Source organism: Rhizobium ruizarguesonis (assembly GCF_017357285.1).
GTDB classification, from domain to species: domain Bacteria; phylum Pseudomonadota; class Alphaproteobacteria; order Rhizobiales; family Rhizobiaceae; genus Rhizobium; species Rhizobium ruizarguesonis.
In genome coordinates this window covers 149,547-168,436 of record NZ_CP071682.1, presented here as the reverse complement: position 1 = coordinate 168,436, position 18,890 = coordinate 149,547, and the positions used below count along the sequence as shown (strand labels likewise).

The following is an 18,890-nucleotide window of genomic DNA, read 5'->3' as shown; positions in this document are numbered from 1 at the left end:
CGGGCTGCGGTGTGGCCGGCAAAATGGTGCGCGACGGGCGGGGGCAGTCGATCCCGCCTCCCCTTCGGGCCACTATGTTGAGGCTCCTGCGGCTGCCCTGTTTTCCTCCCGTCACGCAACGAGAATTCCCGAAATCTCGCCCGTCGGGCGTCGCTATGCTGATTTCTCCGATACTCTTCTTTTTCCTGGATCAGCCTTGCTCGGTTGCACCGCGCGCCGGCTTGGATCATGCAGGCTTTGGCGTATCCCCGACCATGTGAAACCTGTTCGTGCCGACGCATGCCTTCATGTCGTCGCGCCGGAACCAGATAGCTCGTCCGCATCGAAGCGGCGCGTTTCCTGCGGTGAAGACGATCTGTTCGTCGGCACGTATGCGCAGAACTTCATGGGGCTGAATGAGTGGTCTGGCAGCGAGCTGCTTCGAGCGTGTCCGCGATGATCCCTTTGCCTGGAAACTCCGGCTCACCTGGTCGATCTCGACCGTGGTCATGCCGCAGCGTCGGGAGATGTAATCGGCGGTTTCGGGATCGTTGATCGCGGCAAACGAAATCCAGCTGGCACTCTCGAACCACTTACTTGCCGCGTCGCGACCGCCATAGGTTTCGCGCATCTGGCCGATCGACTGATAGATCATCGTGAGCGTGATGCCGTATTTGCGACCGGCATCGCGCGCCGTCTCTATGATCCGCATGTAGCCGAGGCGCGCGACCTCATCGAGGAGAAACAGGGCGCGCCCCTTGATCTGTCCGTCGTGATTGTAGATCGCATTGAGAAACGAGCCGATGATGACGCGCGCGAGACCGGAATGGGTCTCCAATGTCTTGAGGTCTATGTTGATGAAGACGTCCGTATTGCCGGCCGCGATCTCGTTGGTCGCGAACTTCTTTCCAGACACGAGTGCTGCGTAGTTCGGATAGGAAAGCCAGTGTGTTTCCTTGACCGCGTTGGCGTAGACGCCGGAGAAAGTTTCCGGCGTCATGTTGACGAAGGCTGCGACGTTTTCCTTCACAAAATCCGAGCCCGAATTGTCGTAGATGTCTTGCAGCCGTTTGCGCAATGTCGGCTCCGGCTCCGAGAGGTTCATGCGCACCTGCCGAAGCGTCTGGTCGTGCCCGTCCGTGTGACCGGACAGGCAGACATCGGCGATCAGCGCTGTCAGCAGTTGCAGCGCCGATGCGCGAAAGAAGTCGTCACGGACACCACGCACGCCTCCGCCATCGCTCATGATCCATGAGGCGACCGAGGCAATATCCTCTTCCTTCGTCCCGCCGAAACGACCGACCCAGTCCAGCACGTTAAAACCGATGTCAGGCTTCCTTGGATCGAGGACGAATACATCCCTTCCGGCTCCGCCGCGATGCCCGGAGACCATCGGTGCGACCTCGTTCGAAGGATCGAGCACGATCAGAGTGCCGCCCCATTTGAGCGCCGTCGGGATCGTCACCGACGTCGTCTTGAATCCACCGGAACCGGCAAAGACGATCCCGTGCGACGAGCCGAACGAGCCATCGAAGCACAGCAACGGCGACTTGCCGCCGGCGCCCCATGTCTCAGCGCTGTCGGCGCGAAACGCTTGGCTCCCGACACTGTCCTTGTCGACCCGATAGCGCTCGCCGATGATGATTCCACCGGCATCGGGAAACAGCTTTGCCGCCTCTGTGAGCTTCATCCAACCCGCTTCGCCATGGAGCGCCCGCTTGCCCTGAATGCGCTTCGGCTCGGCCCTTGCGAATGCCGCATTGCCGATGAGCGCCACGCGAAGCGCGAAGCCGGCACATAAGAGCGCCGCACTCGCGCCGATCGACGTCGCCGGATCGAGAAAGGCCCAGACCGTCTTGTCGGCGGGTACTGTCATGAAAGCGGAAAGGCGCATTGTTTCGCGAATGGCTGCGATCAAGATCGTCCCACTGCATCCCGCGACGACGCCCCAACCTGCCTGTTTGATATTGATCGAACCGGCGCTCGAAAACAGCAACAGAATTCCGATCGCTGCACTCGCCACATAGGGCAATGCGATGCCCGTCCGCCCCCATGCCAGTCGCGCGGCCTCGGTCTTGCCGAAACCGGAAAGCCACTGCTCGATCCCGGTCATTCCGATGACGACCAGGATCATCAACGTCCCTGGCACGACGACGAGCGCAATCCTATTGATCGTCATGGCCGAAGGCCTCCACGCCGATTGCCGTGAGCCTGGACCGCTCGCCCTCATCGCCTTTGATCCGGCGGGCGGCATCGAGAAGCGCGCCTAGCAACAGCGCGCGCTTCTCGTAGCGCAGCCCGGCTTTGACGATCAGCCCGCCGAGCTCGATCTTTTCGCGCGTGTCCTTCTTGCGGGTGTCGGATGTCATCGTCCTCGCCATGCGCTCAAGCCTCGCCAGCGCTGCCCGCGCCCGGGCCAGACGCGTCCGCCGCGGTCGACGCTTGTCCGCTGCTGTCGCCGGCGCCCTTCTTCCCTCCGGTCGTAGCGCCATGCCCTCCACGAAATCGCTTGGTCAGTTGCTCAAACGCTGCCTGAAGTTCCGCCTCGTCGATTTCGATCTCCCCTAGGCCCGCCTTGAGCGCGATCCGGCCGATACGTTCCGCTTCCCTGGTCTCGGTAATCTTGAGCTGCTCCTGCAGTTTGGCAATTTCGTCGCGGATTTTCGCGGATGGCTTCTTCATGTCCGTCTGTCTCCCTGGCTGAGAAAGCGTGTCTTTCGAAGCCAGTTTTTCGGAACAGGGTGCGGAACGCACTACTGTCAATCCGACAATCGCCAACGGCGATGCTCTGGAGAATGAGCCTGGCCGTTCCGTGGCGGTGCTATTTCCTAAGCCGATATCGATACGAAGTTCGCGTTAGCGAATACCGACCTCGGTTGGAAGCGGATTGTCATAGGGGCCTCATGGGTACGTGAAACGAGGGCGGAGAGGCACAAGGCGAGCCGCTGTAAAATGCCGCAGTCGATTGACCCATTTTGCAACTCTGACGCGACTCATGTACTTTCTGGAATCCCGAAAGAAAGCGAGTCGATCAAGTAGTCGTCGATGGAGCAACCTGTTGGAAATGCGGCTCAGTTCTCAAATAAAATCACTGATCTATCCATTTCGGCGGATTACTACACCTATCGTTCGACAGCAATTTTCCGGAGGATTGAGAGGTGTGACGCTTATGACTGCCTTAGAATCTCGCGGATGCGCTTGCACCATCTGGTAACTACTTCCGACGGTAACACTTTCTTAAAATGATCGAAAGTGTAGTTTCGCCATTGCCTCGAAACCGAGGGGTACAGCATTAGATATTCTCGTTGATCATGCTCCGGGCGCGACCCGTCCGCTCGCGCGAACGCATTCCCATGTGCATGCAGACATGCGCTTCGAGGTGTTGCCAATGCCGACAGGTCGCTTTCAGAACCCCAACATCGTCGGCGCATCGCTGCGCGAGCAGATACAATTGGAGATCGACGCCGAGCGTGCCTTTGCGGCTGCCAGCCACGACCAGACCCATAGCAGTGACGGGACCGGTACCTGTCATCACTACGCGACGCCGAAAGCCTTCCCTAGCGCCGAGGAACTTCGCCTCGCGCTGAGAAACGTTCGGGAACTTATCGCGCCCCAATCCACACAAAGGAGAAGTACGATGGCAACGACAACAGTGCGTTGGAGCGTTGAACGCGACGGCGATATCCTTGAATCCGCGACTACGTTCAACGATGGCGAAGTTTCAGTGGAGACGATTCTATCCGGTCTACGCGATGCGCTGAGTAGCGGCCCGGAGCAAGTCGGAAGTGTCGCAACTCAGGCAGCCACCGCGCGTGCCACTCCACGACAAGCCGCTATCCGTGCTTCGGCTTCAGGCACGGCGAGCTTCGGTCAACCTGCTGCGAACGCGAGCGGTGACGATATGCATCACCAAACCCACTCCGAAGGCGCTGACGTCCAGTTAGGACTTGACCGCCAGCTAACGCGGGGTCTTGAGGACTCGATGCACGGCCAGACGCATAGCAGCGGCGGCGGTGGTGGTGGGGGTGGAAGCATCGGCGGCTTGGCTCGTGGTGGACAGATCGCAACGGGGCCGCAGGCGGCTGGGCGATTGGCCGGACAGCGGCTCGCCTCCATTGATGAGGACGTGATGCATGATCAGACACATTCCGAGGGCGGCGGGCATATGCAGGAGCTCTCCCGCCAGCGGGTTCAAACAATCGCGTCCGGTCTCGATGATGCGATGCACGATCAGACCCATTCGGAAGGCGGCGGCAGCGCGGTCGAAGCTCAAAGGGGTATCTCCAGCCAGCTAACGCGGGGTCTTGAGGACTCGATGCACGGCCAGACGCATAGCAGCGGCGGCGGCGGTGGTGGTGGGGGTGGAAGCATCGGCGGCTTGGCTCGTGGCGGACAGATCGCAACGGGGCCGCAGGCGGCTGGGCGATTGGCCGGACAGCGGCTCGCCTCCATTGATGAGGACGTGATGCATGATCAGACACATTCCGAGGGCGGCGGGCATATGCAGGAGCTCTCCCGCCAGCGGGTTCAAACAATCGCGTCCGGTCTCGATGATGCGATGCACGATCAGACCCATTCGGAAGGCGGCGGCAGCGCGGTCGAAGCTCAAAGGGGTATCTCCAGCCAGCTAACGCGGGGTCTTGAGGACTCGATGCACGGCCAGACGCATAGCAGCGGCGGCGGCGGTGGTGGTGGGGGTGGAAGCATCGGCGGCTTGGCGCGTGGCGGACAGATCGCAACGGGGCCGCAGGCGGCTGGGCGATTGGCCGGACAGCGGCTCGCCTCCATTGATGAGGACGTGATGCATGATCAGACACATTCCGAGGGCGGCGGGCATATGCAGGAGCTCTCCCGCCAGCGGGTTCAAACAATCGCGTCCGGTCTCGATGATGCGATGCACGATCAGACCCATTCGGAAGGCGGCGGCAGCGCGGTCGAAGCTCAAAGGGGTATCTCCAGCCAGCTAACGCGGGGTCTTGAGGACTCGATGCACGGCCAGACGCATAGCAGCGGCGGCGGCGGTGGTGGTGGGGGTGGAAGCATCGGCGGCTTGGCTCGTGGCGGACAGATCGCAACGGGGCCGCAGGCGGCTGGCGGAAGCGCTCGCGCAGACTCTTTCGGCCGTGCTTTTCGAGATGGTTCCCATCTGCAAAACCACAGCGAAGGCGGGGCGCATGCCGAGATGATGCGTCGCCGAGGGAACCATGAGCGGGTTTCGGAAGCACTAGGCAAGGCAGTCCAATCGGAATTGTCGCGCAGCAAATAGGACTTGAATGGGCGGCCTCGGTTCGTGCGCCGCCTCCTCATCGCCCCACGATGGAGCCCGCCATGAACGCGTTGACGCCGAGTTTCGATCCTCAGGTCATACAGCCGCTGACGCTTATCATCACCAAGCTTACCGCGCGCTGTAATTTGGACTGTCCCTATTGTTATGAGTTCAATCTCAAGGATACGACATGGAAGGACAGCCCGAAGAAAATGTCCGACGACGTTTTCGACGCACTGTTACTGCGCGTCGGCAATCACGCGCGTCTTGCTAGGCAGCAACGCGTCCACTTTTCGTTTCACGGCGGCGAGCCGACGATGGTCGGTGTTAAGCGCTTCGAAGAGCTGGCGGACAAAGCCCGGCGGTCGCTCGATGACCTGGATGTGCACATCAGCATCCAGACCAATGGGGCCTTGCTTAACCGCGATTGGGCACGCATGCTCAGGCGCCTGAACGTCAATGTCGGAGTTAGCCTCGATGGCCCGAAGCACGTGCACGACCGGATGCGCATTGACCATCGGGGGCGCGGCTCCTACGACCGTGTGAGGCGTGGCATTGAGGCGCTGCAGGATGCAGATGTTCGCTTCGGAATTCTCACCGTCCTTACACTAGGCTCTGATCCGCTGGAGATCCACCATCATCTGCTTGAACTCGGCTGCAAAAGCCTGTCCTATCTCCTTCCCGATCTCACCCACGATACGATTGGCACCGTTCGCGAACAATTCGGGCCGACCCCTTGCGCGGACTTCCTCATCCCCATCTTCGACGACTGGTGGTTCAATTCGACTTTGGATGTCCGCATCCGCAATTTCTGGGACATCGCCCGCGCCATTATGGGCGGCCACAGCCATGTGGACGCGCTGGGCAACCGGCCATTGCGCTACGTAGTTGTATCGTGCGGGGGCGATATTGAAGGGTTGGACGTCCTCAAGGCTTGCGAGGATGGAATGGTGAAGACGGGCATGAATGTCCTCTCCGACGAATTCAGCGCGCTGCCGCAAAAGAGCCCCTTGCACTCCGAAATGGTGTTCGGGCGCATGCCGCTATCGAAACAGTGCCAGAGCTGCGCCGAGCGCGACACCTGCGGGGGAGGGTATCATCCTCACCGCTACGCGCGCGCCAACGGATTCGAAAACCCGAGCGTGTGGTGCGCCGATCTGATGAGACTTTTCACCCATATCCGTGTGCGAATGGAGATTGATCACTCTGAGACAAACCGGCGCCGCTCGGAATTGATGACCACTGCGCCTATCGCCGCGCCGATGGAAGATGAGGTTCCCGCATGAACCACCACGTCCCGCCGGAACGGGGGGAAGGCCCGCTCGATATTGTCGGTTTCCTTCAATTGGAGCCGACCTCCGTGAACCAGGCGCGTATATCAAGCTTTCGCCATTTCAGTCTGCGCGAGGCGCAGCTGAGATTGGCCTGCCAGCGCTGCGGTATTGCCGTCTGGCTCGACCACCTGCCGGCAGCATCGATATCGAGGATAGCCGAGGCGCCGGTGTTCAGTGAACTCTTGTCCAGCGGCGATACGGCATCGGATGCGGCGCGTGAACTGCTGCTTGGCTGGATAGATGCGGAATCGTGCCTACTCGGAGAACGACCGTCAGGTCATTTAGAGTGGACGGCCCTCGGAGACTATCGCTTCGCTCCGTCAGGCAGGCTCGCATATGCCGCACCGCGCCTGCATGGACTGGTACTTGATAGCGGTAGCCCGTGCGTTCTGGCGCCACCCCTTCTGCCGCCGGAGAAGCGCGTGAGGACCGAACCTCTCACGGACTTTGGGCCTGCTCGCGCAAAGCTTGGCGAAGCGCTCGCAATTATCGATCTTGCTGCTCCGGCCGGGGTGGAAATGATCCTTGGCACATTGCGCGTAATCCATCTCTATGCAGAAAACCGCTCTGGATTTTCGAGTGGTTCGCCGCGGCGCTATCCCGGTATCACTTCGCTTGGTAACGCGCACAAGCCTACCATTTCCGCGCATCAGGTGGCCGACGCGCTGCTCCATGAAGCGACGCACAGCGTTCTATATCTTGCAGAAGTCGACACCCCTTTTTTCCGAACAGCCGAAATCGAAACGCCGCGTGTGAACTCGCCGTGGACCGGCGCCTCTTTGGCCATGCATAGTTTCGCTCATGCATGCTGCGTCTGGTATGAATTGGCTAACTTCTGGGCGCGAATGCTAGAGACGGGCGATCGCCATCCGGAAACCGTGCGCCTATTGCGGCGTTCAGCTACAGGATTCCTCAAGCAAGATTACGAGGACGCGCTGATGCTCATCGCCGACGGGATAACGCCGTTCTGTCGCGACTTGCTGGAGAGCCTAGCCGCCGATGTGAGGTTGCAGTGGGGACGGGCAGTATGATGTCTTCAGCCAACCCCGAGCAGACGAATCGGCGCGAGCGGCGTAACCTCTACCTCCAGCCCCATAAACGTCGGTGGCAGCGGGGGGGCTGTCCCGGTTTCGACGGTGACCGCCAGCCGAGCGGTGCCGCTGTCGCTGGCGACCAGTCCGACGGAAATGACGCCCGGCAGGGGCAGCCATCGGAGCGATGCAAGCTGCTTTACGTGTTCCGCGGAGGCCATGCCGTTTTCAACTCCATCGAAAAGGTCTGAGATATGCCCGGCCGGAACGATCTATCACATCTCGCCGAGGCAAAGACAGCTGTTTCGCGACGGTTTCTTTTGGCCGACGCCGGTGTCGTCAGAGCTTTAGCCGTGCGTCGCGTCGTGTCGACTACTCCAAACATCAACCTCCAAGGTGTGGGTATCGGCTTTAAGCTCGTGTCGGGCCGCACAACCTCGGAGCCTGCACTGAAATTCTATGTCCGGCGAAAGCGGCCCAAGTCTGAGATCGGCACGGACGATCTACTACCCGAGCAGATTGACGGCATTGCAACCGATGTGGAGGAAATCGGATTCCTGCAGCCGCTGGCTCCCCCCCCCACCCATCGGCGCCCGGCGCAGCCCGGCTGCTCGACGGGCTTTGCGGATCCCGATCCACTAAACTTGCTCGCCGGCACTTTCGGTGCGCTCGTGGAAGACAGTCTCGGCCGCTACGTGCTGTCCAACAATCACGTCCTCGCGGACCAGAACCGGCTTCCCTTCGGTACGGCCGTATTTGAGCCTAGCCCATTCGATGGGGGCAATACGGAGCGGGATAAGATCGCCGAGCTGGAGGGATATGTCCCGCTCGATGCATCTCAAACAAACTACGTGGACGGCGCTATCGCCCGACTGGTGCAGCCGAACCTTGCAATCGCGGATATTTTGGGAATTGGGCCTCCTGTCGGCTTCAAGTCGGCTGCTCTTAACACGATCGTCGAAAAGTATGGGCGCACGACCGGCTACACGAGGGGTTATGTCGAAAGTATCAGCACTGACCTTAAGGTGCCGTATGATATCGGTACGATCTTGTTCCACGATCAGATCGCCATCAAGTCGATCGATGCCCTCTCATTCAGCGAGCAGGGAGATTCGGGAGCGCTCGTCCTTGAGCAGACGACGGGCATGGCCGTCGGATTGCTGTTCGCGGGAAGTCCAACTGTTTCTTTTGCCAATCACATCTCTGATGTCCTCGATTCGTTCGGGGTTAATCTCGTGACGTCCTGAGCAAACAATTTTGTTATCTAGCGGAGTTTCGGCTCCGGTTCGACAGATTGGCACGCACCTCGCGAACGTGTCGCTCATTTTCCGTGTGACCGGACAGGCAATCATCGGCGAAGATTGCAGTTTGCAACTGCAAGCCAGAGTTCGGCAGAAATCATCTCGAACCCGCTCGCGCGACTGCTGTCACTCATGATCCAGGACGCGACCGCGGCGATATCCTCGTCCTTGGTTTCGCCAAATTTGCCAATCCAGCCCCGCATGTTGAAATCGGAGCCGAAACCGTTTCGCCAGATACTCGAAAGCCGCCTGAAGCTTGCCTCCGTCGATCTCGATATTGCTAAGTCCGCCCTTCAGCTCGATCCGCTTGCCCTCGCGGGTCTCTGCCGCCTTGAAGGTTCTTAGAGCCCGGCGATTCATCGTGGATCTTCGAGCCAGGTTCTTCATAACCGGTAGTCATCCTGGGTGAGAAAGCTTGTCTTTCGAACCCAGTTTGCGGAGGGGAGTGCGGAATTCACTAGTGTGAATCCTACAATCGCCAACGGCGATGCTTTGGTGGATCATCCCGGCCGTTCCGAAGGAGCGGCTTCCAAGGGCGCAATTATACGTCGCTGGCGCGACGTGTTGCTGAGAGAACCTGGTGGGGCCACTGCTCCCAACGAACTCTTTGATTTCGTTCGCAACCGGGAGAGAACTCCGCCGTGGCCGTCCCTCACTTCTCCGTCAGCGTCGTCGCCCGTGGCTCCGGCCGCAGCGCCGTCCTGTCGGCCGCTTATCGGCACTGCGCCAAGATGGAGTTTGAGCGAGAAGCCCGGACGATCGACTACACGCGAAAGCAGGGGCTCCTGCATGAGGAGTTCGTGATCCCTGCCGACGCGCCGGAATGGGTGCGCAGCATGATTGCCGATCGCTCGGTCGCCGGCGCGTCCGAGGCCTTCTGGAACAAAGTGGAGGGCTTCGAGAAGCGATCCGACGCGCAGCTCGCCAAGGACGTCACCATAGCCCTGCCGCTCGAGCTGACGGCCGAGCAGAACATCGCGCTCATGCGCGACTTTGTGGCGGGCCACATCACCGCGCAGGGCATGGTCGCGGACTGGGTCTATCACGACGCCCCCGGCAATCCTCACGTCCACCTCATGACCACATTGCGGCCGCTCACCGAAGACGGTTTCGGTTCGAAGAAGGTCGCGGTGCTCGGCCCGGACGGCAAGCCAATCCGAAATGACGCCGGCAAAATCGTCTATGAGCTGTGGGCCGGTAGCACTGAGGATTTCAATGCGTTTCGCGACGGCTGGTTTGCCTGCCAGAATAAGCATCTGGCGCTTGCCGGCCTCGATATTCGCATCGATGGCCGTTCCTTCGAAAAGCAGGGTATCGACCTCGAGCCAACCATTCACCTCGGCGTCGGCGCCAAAGCGATCGAGCGCAAGGCCGAGCAATCCGACCACAAGTCGGAGACCTCGACTCCCAAACTCGAACGTATCGAGCTTCAGGAGGAGCGCCGCAGCGAGAACGCGCGGCGCATCCAGCGTCGTCCGGAGATCGTGCTCGACCTGATCACGCGGGAGAAGAGCGTCTTCGACGAACGCGATGTTGCGAAGGTCTTGTATCGCTATATCGACGATGTCGCTCTGTTCCAAAGTCTGATGGTCCGCATTCTGCAAAGTCCAGAAGCGCTCAGGCTCGAACGCGAGCGAATCAACTTTGCGACAGGTATTAGGACACCCGCGAAGTACACCACGCGCGAGATGATCCGCCTTGAAGCCGAGATGGCCAATCGCGCGATCTGGCTCTCCGGTCGCGCCTCTCTTGGTGTGCGCGAGGCGGTTCTGGAGGCGACCTTTGCGCGCCATTCCCGTCTGTCGGACGAGCAGCGAACGGCGATCGAGCATGTCGCCGGGGCCACGCGGATTGCCGCTGTCATCGGCCGCGCCGGCGCCGGCAAGACGACGATGATGAAGGCTGCGCGCGAGGCGTGGGAAACGGCCGGCTATCGTGTGGTCGGCGGAGCGTTGGCTGGCAAAGCCGCTGAAGGTTTGGAGAAGGAAGCTGGCATCGTTTCCCGCACGCTGTCGTCGTGGGAGCTTCGCTGGAACCAGGGTCGCAACCAGCTCGACGACCAGACTGTTTTCGTACTCGACGAGGCCGGCATGGTGTCGTCACGGCAGATGGCGCTGTTCGTCGAAGCTGTCACCAAGGCCGGTGCGAAACTGGTTCTGGTCGGCGACCCCGAACAGCTTCAGCCGATCGAGGCGGGAGCCGCCTTCCGCGCCATTGCCGATCGCATCGGCTATGCCGAACTCGAGACGATCTATCGTCAGCGCCAGCAATGGATGCGCAACGCCTCGCTCGATCTCGCGCGCGGCAATGTCCGCAAGGCTGTCGACGCCTACACCGCCCATGGTCGAATGATTGGTTTGAGACTGAAGGACGAGGCCGTCGAAAGCCTGATCGCAGCTTGGGACCGGGACTACGACCCTTCGAAGACGAGCCTGATCCTCGCACACCTTCGCCGCGACGTCCGAATGCTCAACAATATGGCCCGCGCCAAGCTGGTCGAGCGTGGCGTCGTCGCACACGGATTTGCGTTCAAGACAGAGGACGGAACCCGCGTGTTTGCGACCGGCGATCAGATTGTGTTCCTCAAGAACGAGGGCAGCCTTGGCGTCAAGAACGGCATGCTCGCAAAGGTGCTTGAAGCCGTAGCTGGCCGGATCGTTGCGGAGATTGGTGACGGCGAGCACCGCCGTCAGGTTACGATCGAGCAGCGCTTCTACAACAATCTCGATCACGGCTATGCGACGACGATCCACAAGAGCCAAGGCGCGACCGTCGACCGGGTGAAGGTACTTGCTTCCCTGTCGTTGGACCGGCATCTGACCTATGTGGCTATGACTCGCCATCGTGAGGATCTCGCCGTCTATTACGGCAGTCGCTCCTTCGCGAAATCCGGCGGCCTCATCCCGATCTTGTCGCGCCGAAACGCCAAGGAGACGACCCTCGATTACGAGAAGGCGTCGTTCTACGGCCAAGCGCTGCGCTTCGCGGAAGCGCGGGGCCTTCATCTTGTCAACGTCGCCCGCACGATCGCACACGATCGCCTCCAATGGGCCGTCCGGCAAAGCTCGAGGCTCGCCGACCTCGGCGCCCGTCTAGCCGCCATCGGTGCGGCACTTGGACTGGTCCGCGACAGCAACAAACACTCCGTCCCGGACACAATCAAGGAGACCAAGCCCATGGTATCAGGCATCACCACCTTCCCGAAATCGCTCGACCAGGCTGTCGAAGACAAGCTCGCCGCCGATCCCGGGCTCAAGAAGCAATGGGAGGACGTCTCGACCCGCTTCCAGCTCGTCTACGCGAAGCCGGAAGCTGCCTTCAAGGCGATCAATGTCGATACCATGTTGAAGGACCAGTCGGTCGCGCAGTCCACCCTGGCAAGGATTGCCGGCGAGCCGGAGAGCTTTGGCGCGCTCAAGGGCAAGACGGGTCTTCTCGCGAGCCGTGGCGACAAGCAGGACCGGGAAAAAGCGCTCGCCAATGTACCGGCGCTCGCCCGAAATCTTGAACGCTACCTTCGTGAACGGGCCGAGGCCGAATTGAAACACGAGACGGAGGAGCGCGCGGTCCGGCTCAAGGTTTCGGTAGACATCCCGGCGCTCTCCCCATCTGCCAAGCGAACGCTCGAACGCGTGCGCGATGCGATCGATCGCAACGATCTTCCGTCCGGCCTCGAATACGCGCTCGCCGACAAGATGGTGAAGGCCGAACTCGAAGGTTTTGCCAAGGCGGTTTCCGAGCGTTTCGGGGAAAGGACCTTCCTGCCTTTGGCTGCGAAAGACACTGATGGCAAGACTTTCGAGACCGTCACATCGGGCATGACGGCCGGCCAGAAGGCCGAGGTCCGGTCCGCGTGGAATTCCATGCGGACGGTCCAGCAACTTGGCTCTCATGAACGAACGACGGAAGCGGCCAAGCAGGCTGAGACGATGCGTCAGACGAAGAGCCAAGGGCTCTCGCTGAAATGACCGGGGCTGCAACCCGCCGGTCGATGACCACGCAGCAGCGACGAGCCATTGTGGTTCAGTCGATGGCGGCGGTGGCCGCCATCCTGCTGGCGGTGACTGCCGTCGCCAGCGGCTACCGCATCAATCTGACACCGAGCGAGCCGCTTGGCCTGTGGCGCATTATCCCGCTTCATCGACCGGCAGCAGTCGACGACCTCCTGTTCATCTGCCCGCCGGAAACGGCGGCGATGCGGGCAGCGAGGGCACGAGGCTATCTCCGTTCCGGTTCCTGCCCGGGCGGGGTCGCACCGTTGATCAAGACAGTGATCGCCGTTGCAGGACAAAATGTCGAAATCGGCGTCAGCGTGAGCGTGGATGGGCGGGGGGTTTCCTCTTCCAGTCTCGCACTACGAGATGGAAAAGACCGGCCGTTGACGCCCTTTCCAAGCGGCATCGTACCGCCAGGATATGTCTTCTTGCATTCCGCATTCCCCGGCTCCTATGACTCCCGATATTTTGGCCCGGTGCCGATCTCCGGCATTCTCGGGCTGGCGCAGGAGGTGTTCACCTATGTGCCGTGATTACCTTCGGCCGGCGCTGCTGATATTCGCTTCGATCGCGATCGGCGTGGTGGGCTGGAGCGGCCATGTGTTGCTTCTACCTGTCGCGCTGGGGTTTCCGGTTCTTTGGTCAATCGCGCGAACGAGATCAGTGGCGGCACTTGTCTCCGCCGGATATTTTCTGGCCGCATCACGTGGTTTGCCGCAAGGCGTGGCCGCCTTCTATTCGTCGGATATCTGGCCGGGCTTGTTGCTCTGGCTGTGCGCCTCTTTGAGCTTTGTGGTGGTGCATGCTGTCCTCTGGACAAAGAACACGCGCGTTCGTCCTTCTCGCTATCTCCTTGCGGCCGTCATCATGGCCATCCCACCATTCGGCATCACAGGCTGGGCGCATCCTGTCACGGCGGCGGGTGTTCTGTTCCCGGGATGGGGATGGTGGGGCCTTGGCTTCATGACAGCCGGCCTTGCGGGCCTCGCAACACGCATTTGGCCAGCTGTCGCCATCGCCTTTGCAGGCCTTTGGCTGTGGTCCGCCGCGATCTGGACCGATCCGAAACTACCGGAAGGCTGGCGCGGCGTTGATCTGGAGTTGGGCGCTTCGCTCGGCCGAGAGGCCGGTCTTCAACGCCAGCGTGACATAATCGCAACGGTGCGGAACGCCGCCAGCGACGGTGCCCGCTATGTCGTGCTGCCGGAAAGTGCGCTTGGCTTCTGGACCCCGACCGTGGCGCGGCTTTGGACAGGCGCCCTCAGCGATAGCAATGCCACAGTGATGGCCGGGGCCGCGGTGGTCGATCCCGGGGGCTACAACAATGTTCTGGTCGCGATCGACAGGAAGGGCAGCCGCATCCTCTATCGCGAACGCATGCCGGTTCCCGGCTCGATGTGGCAGCCGTGGCGTTTCTTGTTCGGGGAGAGTGGCGGTGCCAGGGCGGATTTTTTTGCGAACCCGGTCGTCCCGATCGGTGCCGGCCGCGCGGCGCCATTGATCTGCTACGAGCAACTGATCGTTTGGCCGGTGCTTCAGTCCATGCTGCACGATCCGGGCTTCATCATTGCCGTCGGGAACGGTTGGTGGACCGATGGGACGTCGATCGTCGCCATCCAGCGGACTACTGCCACGGCTTGGGCAAAGCTCTTCGCAAAGCCGCTTGTTATTGCCTTCAACACTTGAGTGCCCAGGAGACACCATGATCGACGCAGCCCTGATAAACGAATGTGCAGACCCTTCTCTCAAGCCCGCGATCATCGAGCAATTCGTGATGGCAGCGGGCTCGGATGATCCCCTCGCCGTCACTGTTAAATCGGGCGGCCGGTTAATACTCGTTCCGAAAGCCACATCGACTGAGGAGGCGATGGCGATCATGCGCCAATACGCTGGTCAGGCGGTCGTCCGAGTCGGTCTGACTCAGTTTCCTGCTGGGGTTGGAGTCAAGCAGCCCGCTGATTTGAAGCCTGATTTCGTCGATCCTTGCCAGAACCTCCGCAAAGGCACGACGATGTTCGCCAAGGTTCTGAGGATCGTTGCGAAATGGTATGGCAACCCCACGAGCAAAGATGTCTTCCCGCAGATTTTTGATGATGCAGTCTACGCATGGAAAACCGGCGAGTTCGAGGGCGTGAGTGTGTTTCAGGCCGAGGATCCTGGAATACCCATCGAAGCGCCGCAGCAAAGCGATGAGACGCGTCCCGCCGAGTCAGTGGATGGTGAGGAAGCGACGCCGAAAGACGTACAGCCAGGGACGGTACAGGATGTTGGACGCGCGGGGATGCGGATCGATCTTTCCCGCATTGGTGGTCAGCAATAGCGTTGAGTTCACCTCCCATTCGCGGGGCATCTTCCGGCCAAGCCAGAATTTAGCGCGGCTCCAAAGCATGAAATTAGTGTGCTTTCGACGCATGAAATTAAAGTGAGACAGATTGCGAGCAAACCGCTCACTAGTCCAGCCTCGCAGCCGCGACCGCGTGCGGCATCAGGAATGTGGCAATCTCCGCGATGACGTCTGTCAGATCGCCAGGATTGTGTGCAACGCCTTCAACGAAAGCTCGCCATTGCCGCTGCTTTTGCTGGTCATTGGCAAAGGCGTCCGTTAGGGCGTCGGGGAGGTCAATGGGGATCGATGTCGCGCGGCGATCAAAGGTAGCGGCTATTGCGCGCGCCAGCCGATCATCGCTGAAGTCGAAAGACCTGCTGAGGATCCAGATGTCGTAGAAATCCTTCATGCGGCTGTTTACTCGCCCCAGCATCACCATTGCCTGGAACTTCTCGGCAATGACCGTTTCTCGCGCATAGGCCCGAAGCCGCGGCATCGGAAAATCGAGCATAGAAGGATAATCCAAAACCTCCACCCCAGGCTCAAGCGCATCGCCAAAACCGATGTCGATCGTCAGGTTGATCCGGGCTCGGCTGATCGAAGCGATCACCCGCAGCCTGAGCCCACCATAATCCAATGCCTCGCGAATACGATCCACATGCAGCGTATCAGCGTCAAACGTAACGCCATCGTCGGCCTCTTGCGCCAGAATTTCCCGAAATGTCTCAAGCATCGGGTCCGGACTCGGATCACCGAAACCCAAAAGATCGAGGTCGCGGGTGCCTCGGTGCGGATTGTCGAACCAACTCATCATCAACATCGCCCCTTTTAGAACGAAGCGACCGGCGTGGGCGACTGGCTAAGCCGGAACAATAACCGTTCAAGAGCGAAACGCGTCAGGACCAGATCGAAGCTTTGTCCGCTTGCCTTGGCGAGTTGCAACAGGCGGGCGCGAACCGAAGCACCGACGTTTCTGATTTCTTTAGCCATTGGCGGTCAGCGCCTCGAGATACGGCCGGATCACCGATCCGGCGCCACCGCGTTCGGCCTGGTTGGCGATTTCGCCAGGAGTAGCCCTTCGTTGCCGCAGCGCCTCCTGCAGCCCTTCTATCGCTACTGAAAGGCCGATCTTGTTGCGATAGCGAAAGCAATCGGCAATTGTCTTGGCAATTCCAAACACCCTCACAGGAACGCCTTCAATGACATGGGTTTCGACGCTTTCGTTGAGAAGGCTGTCTGTGAAACGCACGATGCGCATAGCGGGGCTGTCCAGTTTCGGAGCCCAGTCCTTACGGGCTATGGCAAGCCAGATTTGTCCCGGGAGCTGATCTGTCAGGCCGTGGAACGCCAATGCTGAAACGAGGCAGATAACGCCTTTTGGCGCGCGTTTGGCAACCTCCGCCAGACTGTGGTTGACGTCGAGCTGCGCATCAGGAAGTTGATAAAGACCGCGGGCAAGCCGGAGCACTTCACCATCTCGTTCCATTCGGCTCATGGTGGCAGCCGTCACACCTGCGTTCCGCAGTTCCACCAAACGTGCTATTCCGCGCTCAGTTAGCACGGTGCGGGCAATTTGGCGTTGCGTGACGGGCCTGGGCATTGATATAAAAGCTCGGAGAATTGGATCTATTATCCTAGGATTTGTATCACAATCCCTAAAGCCGAGAAAGCCATCATCGCCTTGTGAATTCTTCACCACGAATAGTTGCCTCGATTGGATGAGAGCTGACAAATCCAGTGGTCGTCAAGAGTAAAGATGTAGCCTTGCCGACGGACCTAGCCAATTGACGTGAAAGCATTGCCGGCCGGGCATGAACTCGTCAGTCCGCAGGACAACTTCTCTTAATCGTCAAGCTCGGCGGTTGGCATCTGTGACTCCTCCGGGGGCCGTTTCAGTAACTCACAGGCTTCGATGCCCAAGACTGTCGCCAAACGGTCAACGACATCGATGCTTGCATTGTAGACGCTACGCTCGAGCGAACTGATGTAGGTGCGATCGATGTCCGCGCGATGGGCGAGTTCCTCCTGGGACAAGCCTTTAGCCTGCCGTGCAGCTCGCAAATTACGCGCAAATACCTCTCGAATCTCCATGATCCGGAGAACAGCGGCTTGATGAGTTTCCTACCACGGAGTATTCTCTACAGCACAAGCGAGGGTCGAATCCTTTTGAACAAATAAGCAAGACAGTGTCGTTCAAGTCCCTGCACTCTTCGACGTCGGTATGGAGAGGCGCGAGATGAAATTGCACAGGACCCAGATGATGCTCAGCGGATATTGTGATGGCGCTCAACCGATATAATAAGGCTGCAGCCTTAGGTTCGGGCAGCAGAATGAAGTTAGGGAGAAGCGGATGAACGATGTGGGCTCATCTCGCCACAGTTTGATGGAAGAGTCAGAACTAGAGGTGCTGGCAGTTGCTGCGATCCGTGAGCACCGCCATCTTATTGCCGCCGATGAGGCTGTCTATGAGGAATGGACTCGCGCGAGCGCCGATCCGTCGGTCTCCGCCGCCGTACTCAAAAGCCTGCAGGATGAGTATGTCGCACGTCAGAAAAAATCCGAAGCCCAGCAGGAGTTGTTGTCGGAAATCATCGATGCGCTTGGCTACGTCCCTAAAGTTGCCCCAGATGGCGAAGCCTGACGCTCATACCAGACCGTGATCTTTGGCGATCGCGACAAGTTGCGGAACGGTTGCTGCTTCGAGCTTTTCGCGCGCTTTATCAAGGTAGTGCTGCACTGTCCTCGGATTAATCCCTGTCAACATTGCGGTTTCCGGAGCGCTTTTGCCCTTTGCCGCCCACATTAGGCACGTTGCTTCTCTTGGTGAAAGTACCCGTTTCGGAGCGACAATCGTCGTCGCAGCTATGATTTTCAGGCGGTAGTGGATCGCCAGTACCGCCTGGATCGCTTTTTGCGCATCCTGCAGCTTTTTAGCGTCAGCCGTCTGAGCTGAGGATGCAAACGTCAACATCATCGTCGACCCGAAACTTCCTTCGACGGGTATAGTCACCCCACTCCGAATGCCGTAATCGATCGCCTGGTCCCGAAAACGCCTGAGTTCGGAGGTTCCACGAGCGGGCCAATCGTCGGCCGTCCAGGAAAACATTTCCATGCGACGCTTGGCTTCAGTAACGACCGGGTCGATGCGGGAGTACTGGCCTTCGAGATAAACGCCCTGCCATTCCTCCGGATAGGAGTTGAATGTGCGGATTTCCAACCCCTCGGTCTGCAGATAAGCAAAACGGTCGAAGCCACATGCGTGCGCAAATGTCTTCAAAGCACTTTTGATCATACGTTCATCATGTGCGGCTTCTGTCATATCGATGAGAGAGCGAAGGTCACCGTCCACTAACTTTTCTCCTTTTGCGACGGTGCAAGCCTCCCACTCGTGGCGCCATTCTGACGCCGCTAGGTACCGGTTGGCACCGTTCGGCTAGCCGGAGCCACATGGGACATTGGACCACATGGCGGTTGCTTCTACGCGAAGCAGATCCACGTTCGTTGCATCCCTTAGGTCTATTCACCTCTGCCGAGTATTCAACTCTTTCTGATCTAAAGACGATGATTTTTGTAGAGATTTTTAGTCACACCTGCGCCGCCGCGCGGAATGACCTTGCGATGTTCAGCGACAAGCGAAAATCTGAGGGTCCACTAGCTG

The 18,890-nt window shown here is 59.6% G+C and carries 16 protein-coding genes and 2 pseudogenes; 9 read left to right on the top strand and 9 right to left on the bottom strand.

Annotated features, from left to right (window positions below; translation table 11 throughout):
* Positions 1–226: 226 nt before the first annotated feature.
* Genes traG through traC form a run of 3 tightly spaced genes read right to left on the bottom strand, consistent with a single transcriptional unit; the run spans position 227 to position 2,661 of the window.
* The gene (gene traG / locus J3P73_RS35090) at positions 227–2,158 is read right to left on the bottom strand and encodes a Ti-type conjugative transfer system protein TraG (protein ID WP_207580369.1); all 1,932 of its coding nucleotides are present in this window, start codon (positions 2,156–2,158) and stop codon (positions 227–229) included.
* Positions 2,145–2,360: a type IV conjugative transfer system coupling protein TraD gene (traD, locus tag J3P73_RS35085; RefSeq protein WP_168334982.1), complete on the bottom strand. Its 216-nt coding sequence runs from the start codon at positions 2,358–2,360 to the stop codon at positions 2,145–2,147. Before traD ends, traG begins: the two co-directional genes overlap by 14 nt.
* A 4-nt stretch (positions 2,361–2,364) precedes the next feature.
* On the bottom strand, positions 2,365–2,661 hold the full coding sequence (gene traC, locus J3P73_RS35080; protein WP_207580368.1) for a conjugal transfer protein TraC: 297 nt from the start codon (positions 2,659–2,661) through the stop codon (positions 2,365–2,367).
* 685 nt (positions 2,662–3,346) lie between these two features.
* Between traC and J3P73_RS35075 the strand changes: the two genes are divergently transcribed.
* The 4 genes from J3P73_RS35075 to J3P73_RS35060 all read left to right on the top strand — a co-directional run bounded on the left by J3P73_RS35075 (position 3,347) and on the right by J3P73_RS35060 (position 8,857).
* Complete coding sequence (locus J3P73_RS35075; protein ID WP_207580367.1) at positions 3,347–5,245, top strand: hypothetical protein; 1,899 nt, start codon at positions 3,347–3,349, stop codon at positions 5,243–5,245.
* A gap of 62 nt (positions 5,246–5,307) precedes the next feature.
* Positions 5,308–6,531: a radical SAM protein gene (locus J3P73_RS35070; protein WP_207580366.1), complete on the top strand. Its 1,224-nt coding sequence runs from the start codon at positions 5,308–5,310 to the stop codon at positions 6,529–6,531.
* On the top strand, positions 6,528–7,610 hold the full coding sequence (locus J3P73_RS35065) for an aKG-HExxH-type peptide beta-hydroxylase (RefSeq protein ID WP_168334979.1): 1,083 nt from the start codon (positions 6,528–6,530) through the stop codon (positions 7,608–7,610). Before J3P73_RS35070 ends, J3P73_RS35065 begins: the two co-directional genes overlap by 4 nt.
* A 254-nt stretch (positions 7,611–7,864) precedes the next feature.
* Positions 7,865–8,857, top strand: coding sequence for a chymotrypsin family serine protease (locus tag J3P73_RS35060; RefSeq protein ID WP_168334978.1), 993 nt, complete (start codon positions 7,865–7,867; stop codon positions 8,855–8,857).
* Between the two features lie 20 nt (positions 8,858–8,877).
* On the opposite strand, the pseudogene J3P73_RS37900 reads toward J3P73_RS35060, so the two are convergent.
* Positions 8,878–9,120: pseudogene (locus J3P73_RS37900) on the bottom strand (type IV secretory system conjugative DNA transfer family protein); the annotation flags it as partial.
* Positions 9,038–9,298 (bottom strand): TraC family protein, encoded by a 261-nt coding sequence (locus J3P73_RS35055; RefSeq protein WP_168334977.1) that lies wholly within the window; start codon positions 9,296–9,298, stop codon positions 9,038–9,040. The gene J3P73_RS35055 and the pseudogene J3P73_RS37900, both read right to left, overlap by 83 nt.
* Positions 9,299–9,552: 254 nt before the next feature.
* On the opposite strand from J3P73_RS35055, the gene traA reads away from it, so the two are divergent.
* The 4 genes from traA to J3P73_RS35035 are packed head-to-tail and all read left to right on the top strand — an operon-like array spanning position 9,553 to position 15,226.
* On the top strand, positions 9,553–12,879 hold the full coding sequence (gene traA, locus J3P73_RS35050) for a Ti-type conjugative transfer relaxase TraA (protein WP_207580365.1): 3,327 nt from the start codon (positions 9,553–9,555) through the stop codon (positions 12,877–12,879).
* The gene (gene traF, locus J3P73_RS35045; protein ID WP_207580364.1) at positions 12,876–13,439 is read left to right on the top strand and encodes a conjugative transfer signal peptidase TraF; all 564 of its coding nucleotides are present in this window, start codon (positions 12,876–12,878) and stop codon (positions 13,437–13,439) included. The genes traA and traF overlap by 4 nt, the downstream gene beginning before the upstream one ends.
* Positions 13,429–14,592, top strand: coding sequence for a conjugal transfer protein TraB (locus tag J3P73_RS35040; protein ID WP_168334974.1), 1,164 nt, complete (start codon positions 13,429–13,431; stop codon positions 14,590–14,592). Before traF ends, J3P73_RS35040 begins: the two co-directional genes overlap by 11 nt.
* A gap of 16 nt (positions 14,593–14,608) precedes the next feature.
* Positions 14,609–15,226, top strand: coding sequence for a TraH family protein (locus tag J3P73_RS35035; RefSeq protein WP_164021400.1), 618 nt, complete (start codon positions 14,609–14,611; stop codon positions 15,224–15,226).
* Positions 15,227–15,356: 130 nt separating this feature from the next.
* Here J3P73_RS35035 and J3P73_RS35030 read toward each other — a convergent pair.
* From J3P73_RS35030 to J3P73_RS35020, 3 genes and pseudogenes are all read right to left on the bottom strand, one after another.
* A pseudogene (locus tag J3P73_RS35030) lies at positions 15,357–16,222 on the bottom strand (nucleotidyl transferase AbiEii/AbiGii toxin family protein).
* Positions 16,215–16,832: a type IV toxin-antitoxin system AbiEi family antitoxin domain-containing protein gene (locus J3P73_RS35025; RefSeq protein ID WP_077988207.1), complete on the bottom strand. Its 618-nt coding sequence runs from the start codon at positions 16,830–16,832 to the stop codon at positions 16,215–16,217. The pseudogene J3P73_RS35030 and the gene J3P73_RS35025 overlap by 8 nt, the downstream one beginning before the upstream one ends.
* A 242-nt stretch (positions 16,833–17,074) precedes the next feature.
* Positions 17,075–17,323 carry a helix-turn-helix domain-containing protein gene (locus J3P73_RS35020; RefSeq protein WP_027668121.1) on the bottom strand — a complete coding sequence of 83 codons (249 nt, stop codon included), beginning with the start codon at positions 17,321–17,323 and terminating at the stop codon, positions 17,075–17,077.
* A gap of 259 nt (positions 17,324–17,582) precedes the next feature.
* Between J3P73_RS35020 and J3P73_RS35015 the strand changes: the two genes are divergently transcribed.
* On the top strand, positions 17,583–17,873 hold the full coding sequence (locus J3P73_RS35015; protein ID WP_077988208.1) for a transcriptional repressor TraM: 291 nt from the start codon (positions 17,583–17,585) through the stop codon (positions 17,871–17,873).
* 3 nt (positions 17,874–17,876) lie between these two features.
* On the opposite strand, the gene J3P73_RS35010 is transcribed toward J3P73_RS35015, so the two are convergent.
* Positions 17,877–18,581, bottom strand: coding sequence for an autoinducer binding domain-containing protein (locus J3P73_RS35010; RefSeq protein WP_077988209.1), 705 nt, complete (start codon positions 18,579–18,581; stop codon positions 17,877–17,879).
* Between the last annotated feature and the right edge of the window lie 309 nt (positions 18,582–18,890).

Excerpts from the sequence above, each read along its gene's own strand:
- J3P73_RS35040 (WP_168334974.1), top strand. The coding sequence starts at position 13,429 with ATGTGCCGTGATTACCTTCGGCCGGCGCTGCTGATATTCGCTTCGATC.
- J3P73_RS35035 (WP_164021400.1), top strand. The coding sequence starts at position 14,609 with ATGATCGACGCAGCCCTGATAAACGAATGTGCAGACCCTTCTCTCAAG.
- traD (WP_168334982.1), bottom strand. The coding sequence starts at position 2,360 with ATGGCGAGGACGATGACATCCGACACCCGCAAGAAGGACACGCGCGAA.
- J3P73_RS35015 (WP_077988208.1), top strand. The coding sequence starts at position 17,583 with ATGAACGATGTGGGCTCATCTCGCCACAGTTTGATGGAAGAGTCAGAA.
- traF (WP_207580364.1), top strand. The coding sequence starts at position 12,876 with ATGACCGGGGCTGCAACCCGCCGGTCGATGACCACGCAGCAGCGACGA.
- J3P73_RS35070 (WP_207580366.1), top strand. The coding sequence starts at position 5,308 with ATGAACGCGTTGACGCCGAGTTTCGATCCTCAGGTCATACAGCCGCTG.
- J3P73_RS35060 (WP_168334978.1), top strand. The coding sequence starts at position 7,865 with ATGCCCGGCCGGAACGATCTATCACATCTCGCCGAGGCAAAGACAGCT.
- traG (WP_207580369.1), bottom strand. The coding sequence starts at position 2,158 with ATGACGATCAATAGGATTGCGCTCGTCGTCGTGCCAGGGACGTTGATG.
- J3P73_RS35065 (WP_168334979.1), top strand. The coding sequence starts at position 6,528 with ATGAACCACCACGTCCCGCCGGAACGGGGGGAAGGCCCGCTCGATATT.
- J3P73_RS35075 (WP_207580367.1), top strand. The coding sequence starts at position 3,347 with ATGCGCTTCGAGGTGTTGCCAATGCCGACAGGTCGCTTTCAGAACCCC.
- J3P73_RS35025 (WP_077988207.1), bottom strand. The coding sequence starts at position 16,832 with ATGCCCAGGCCCGTCACGCAACGCCAAATTGCCCGCACCGTGCTAACT.
- J3P73_RS35020 (WP_027668121.1), bottom strand. The coding sequence starts at position 17,323 with ATGGAGATTCGAGAGGTATTTGCGCGTAATTTGCGAGCTGCACGGCAG.
- J3P73_RS35055 (WP_168334977.1), bottom strand. The coding sequence starts at position 9,298 with ATGAAGAACCTGGCTCGAAGATCCACGATGAATCGCCGGGCTCTAAGA.
- traC (WP_207580368.1), bottom strand. The coding sequence starts at position 2,661 with ATGAAGAAGCCATCCGCGAAAATCCGCGACGAAATTGCCAAACTGCAG.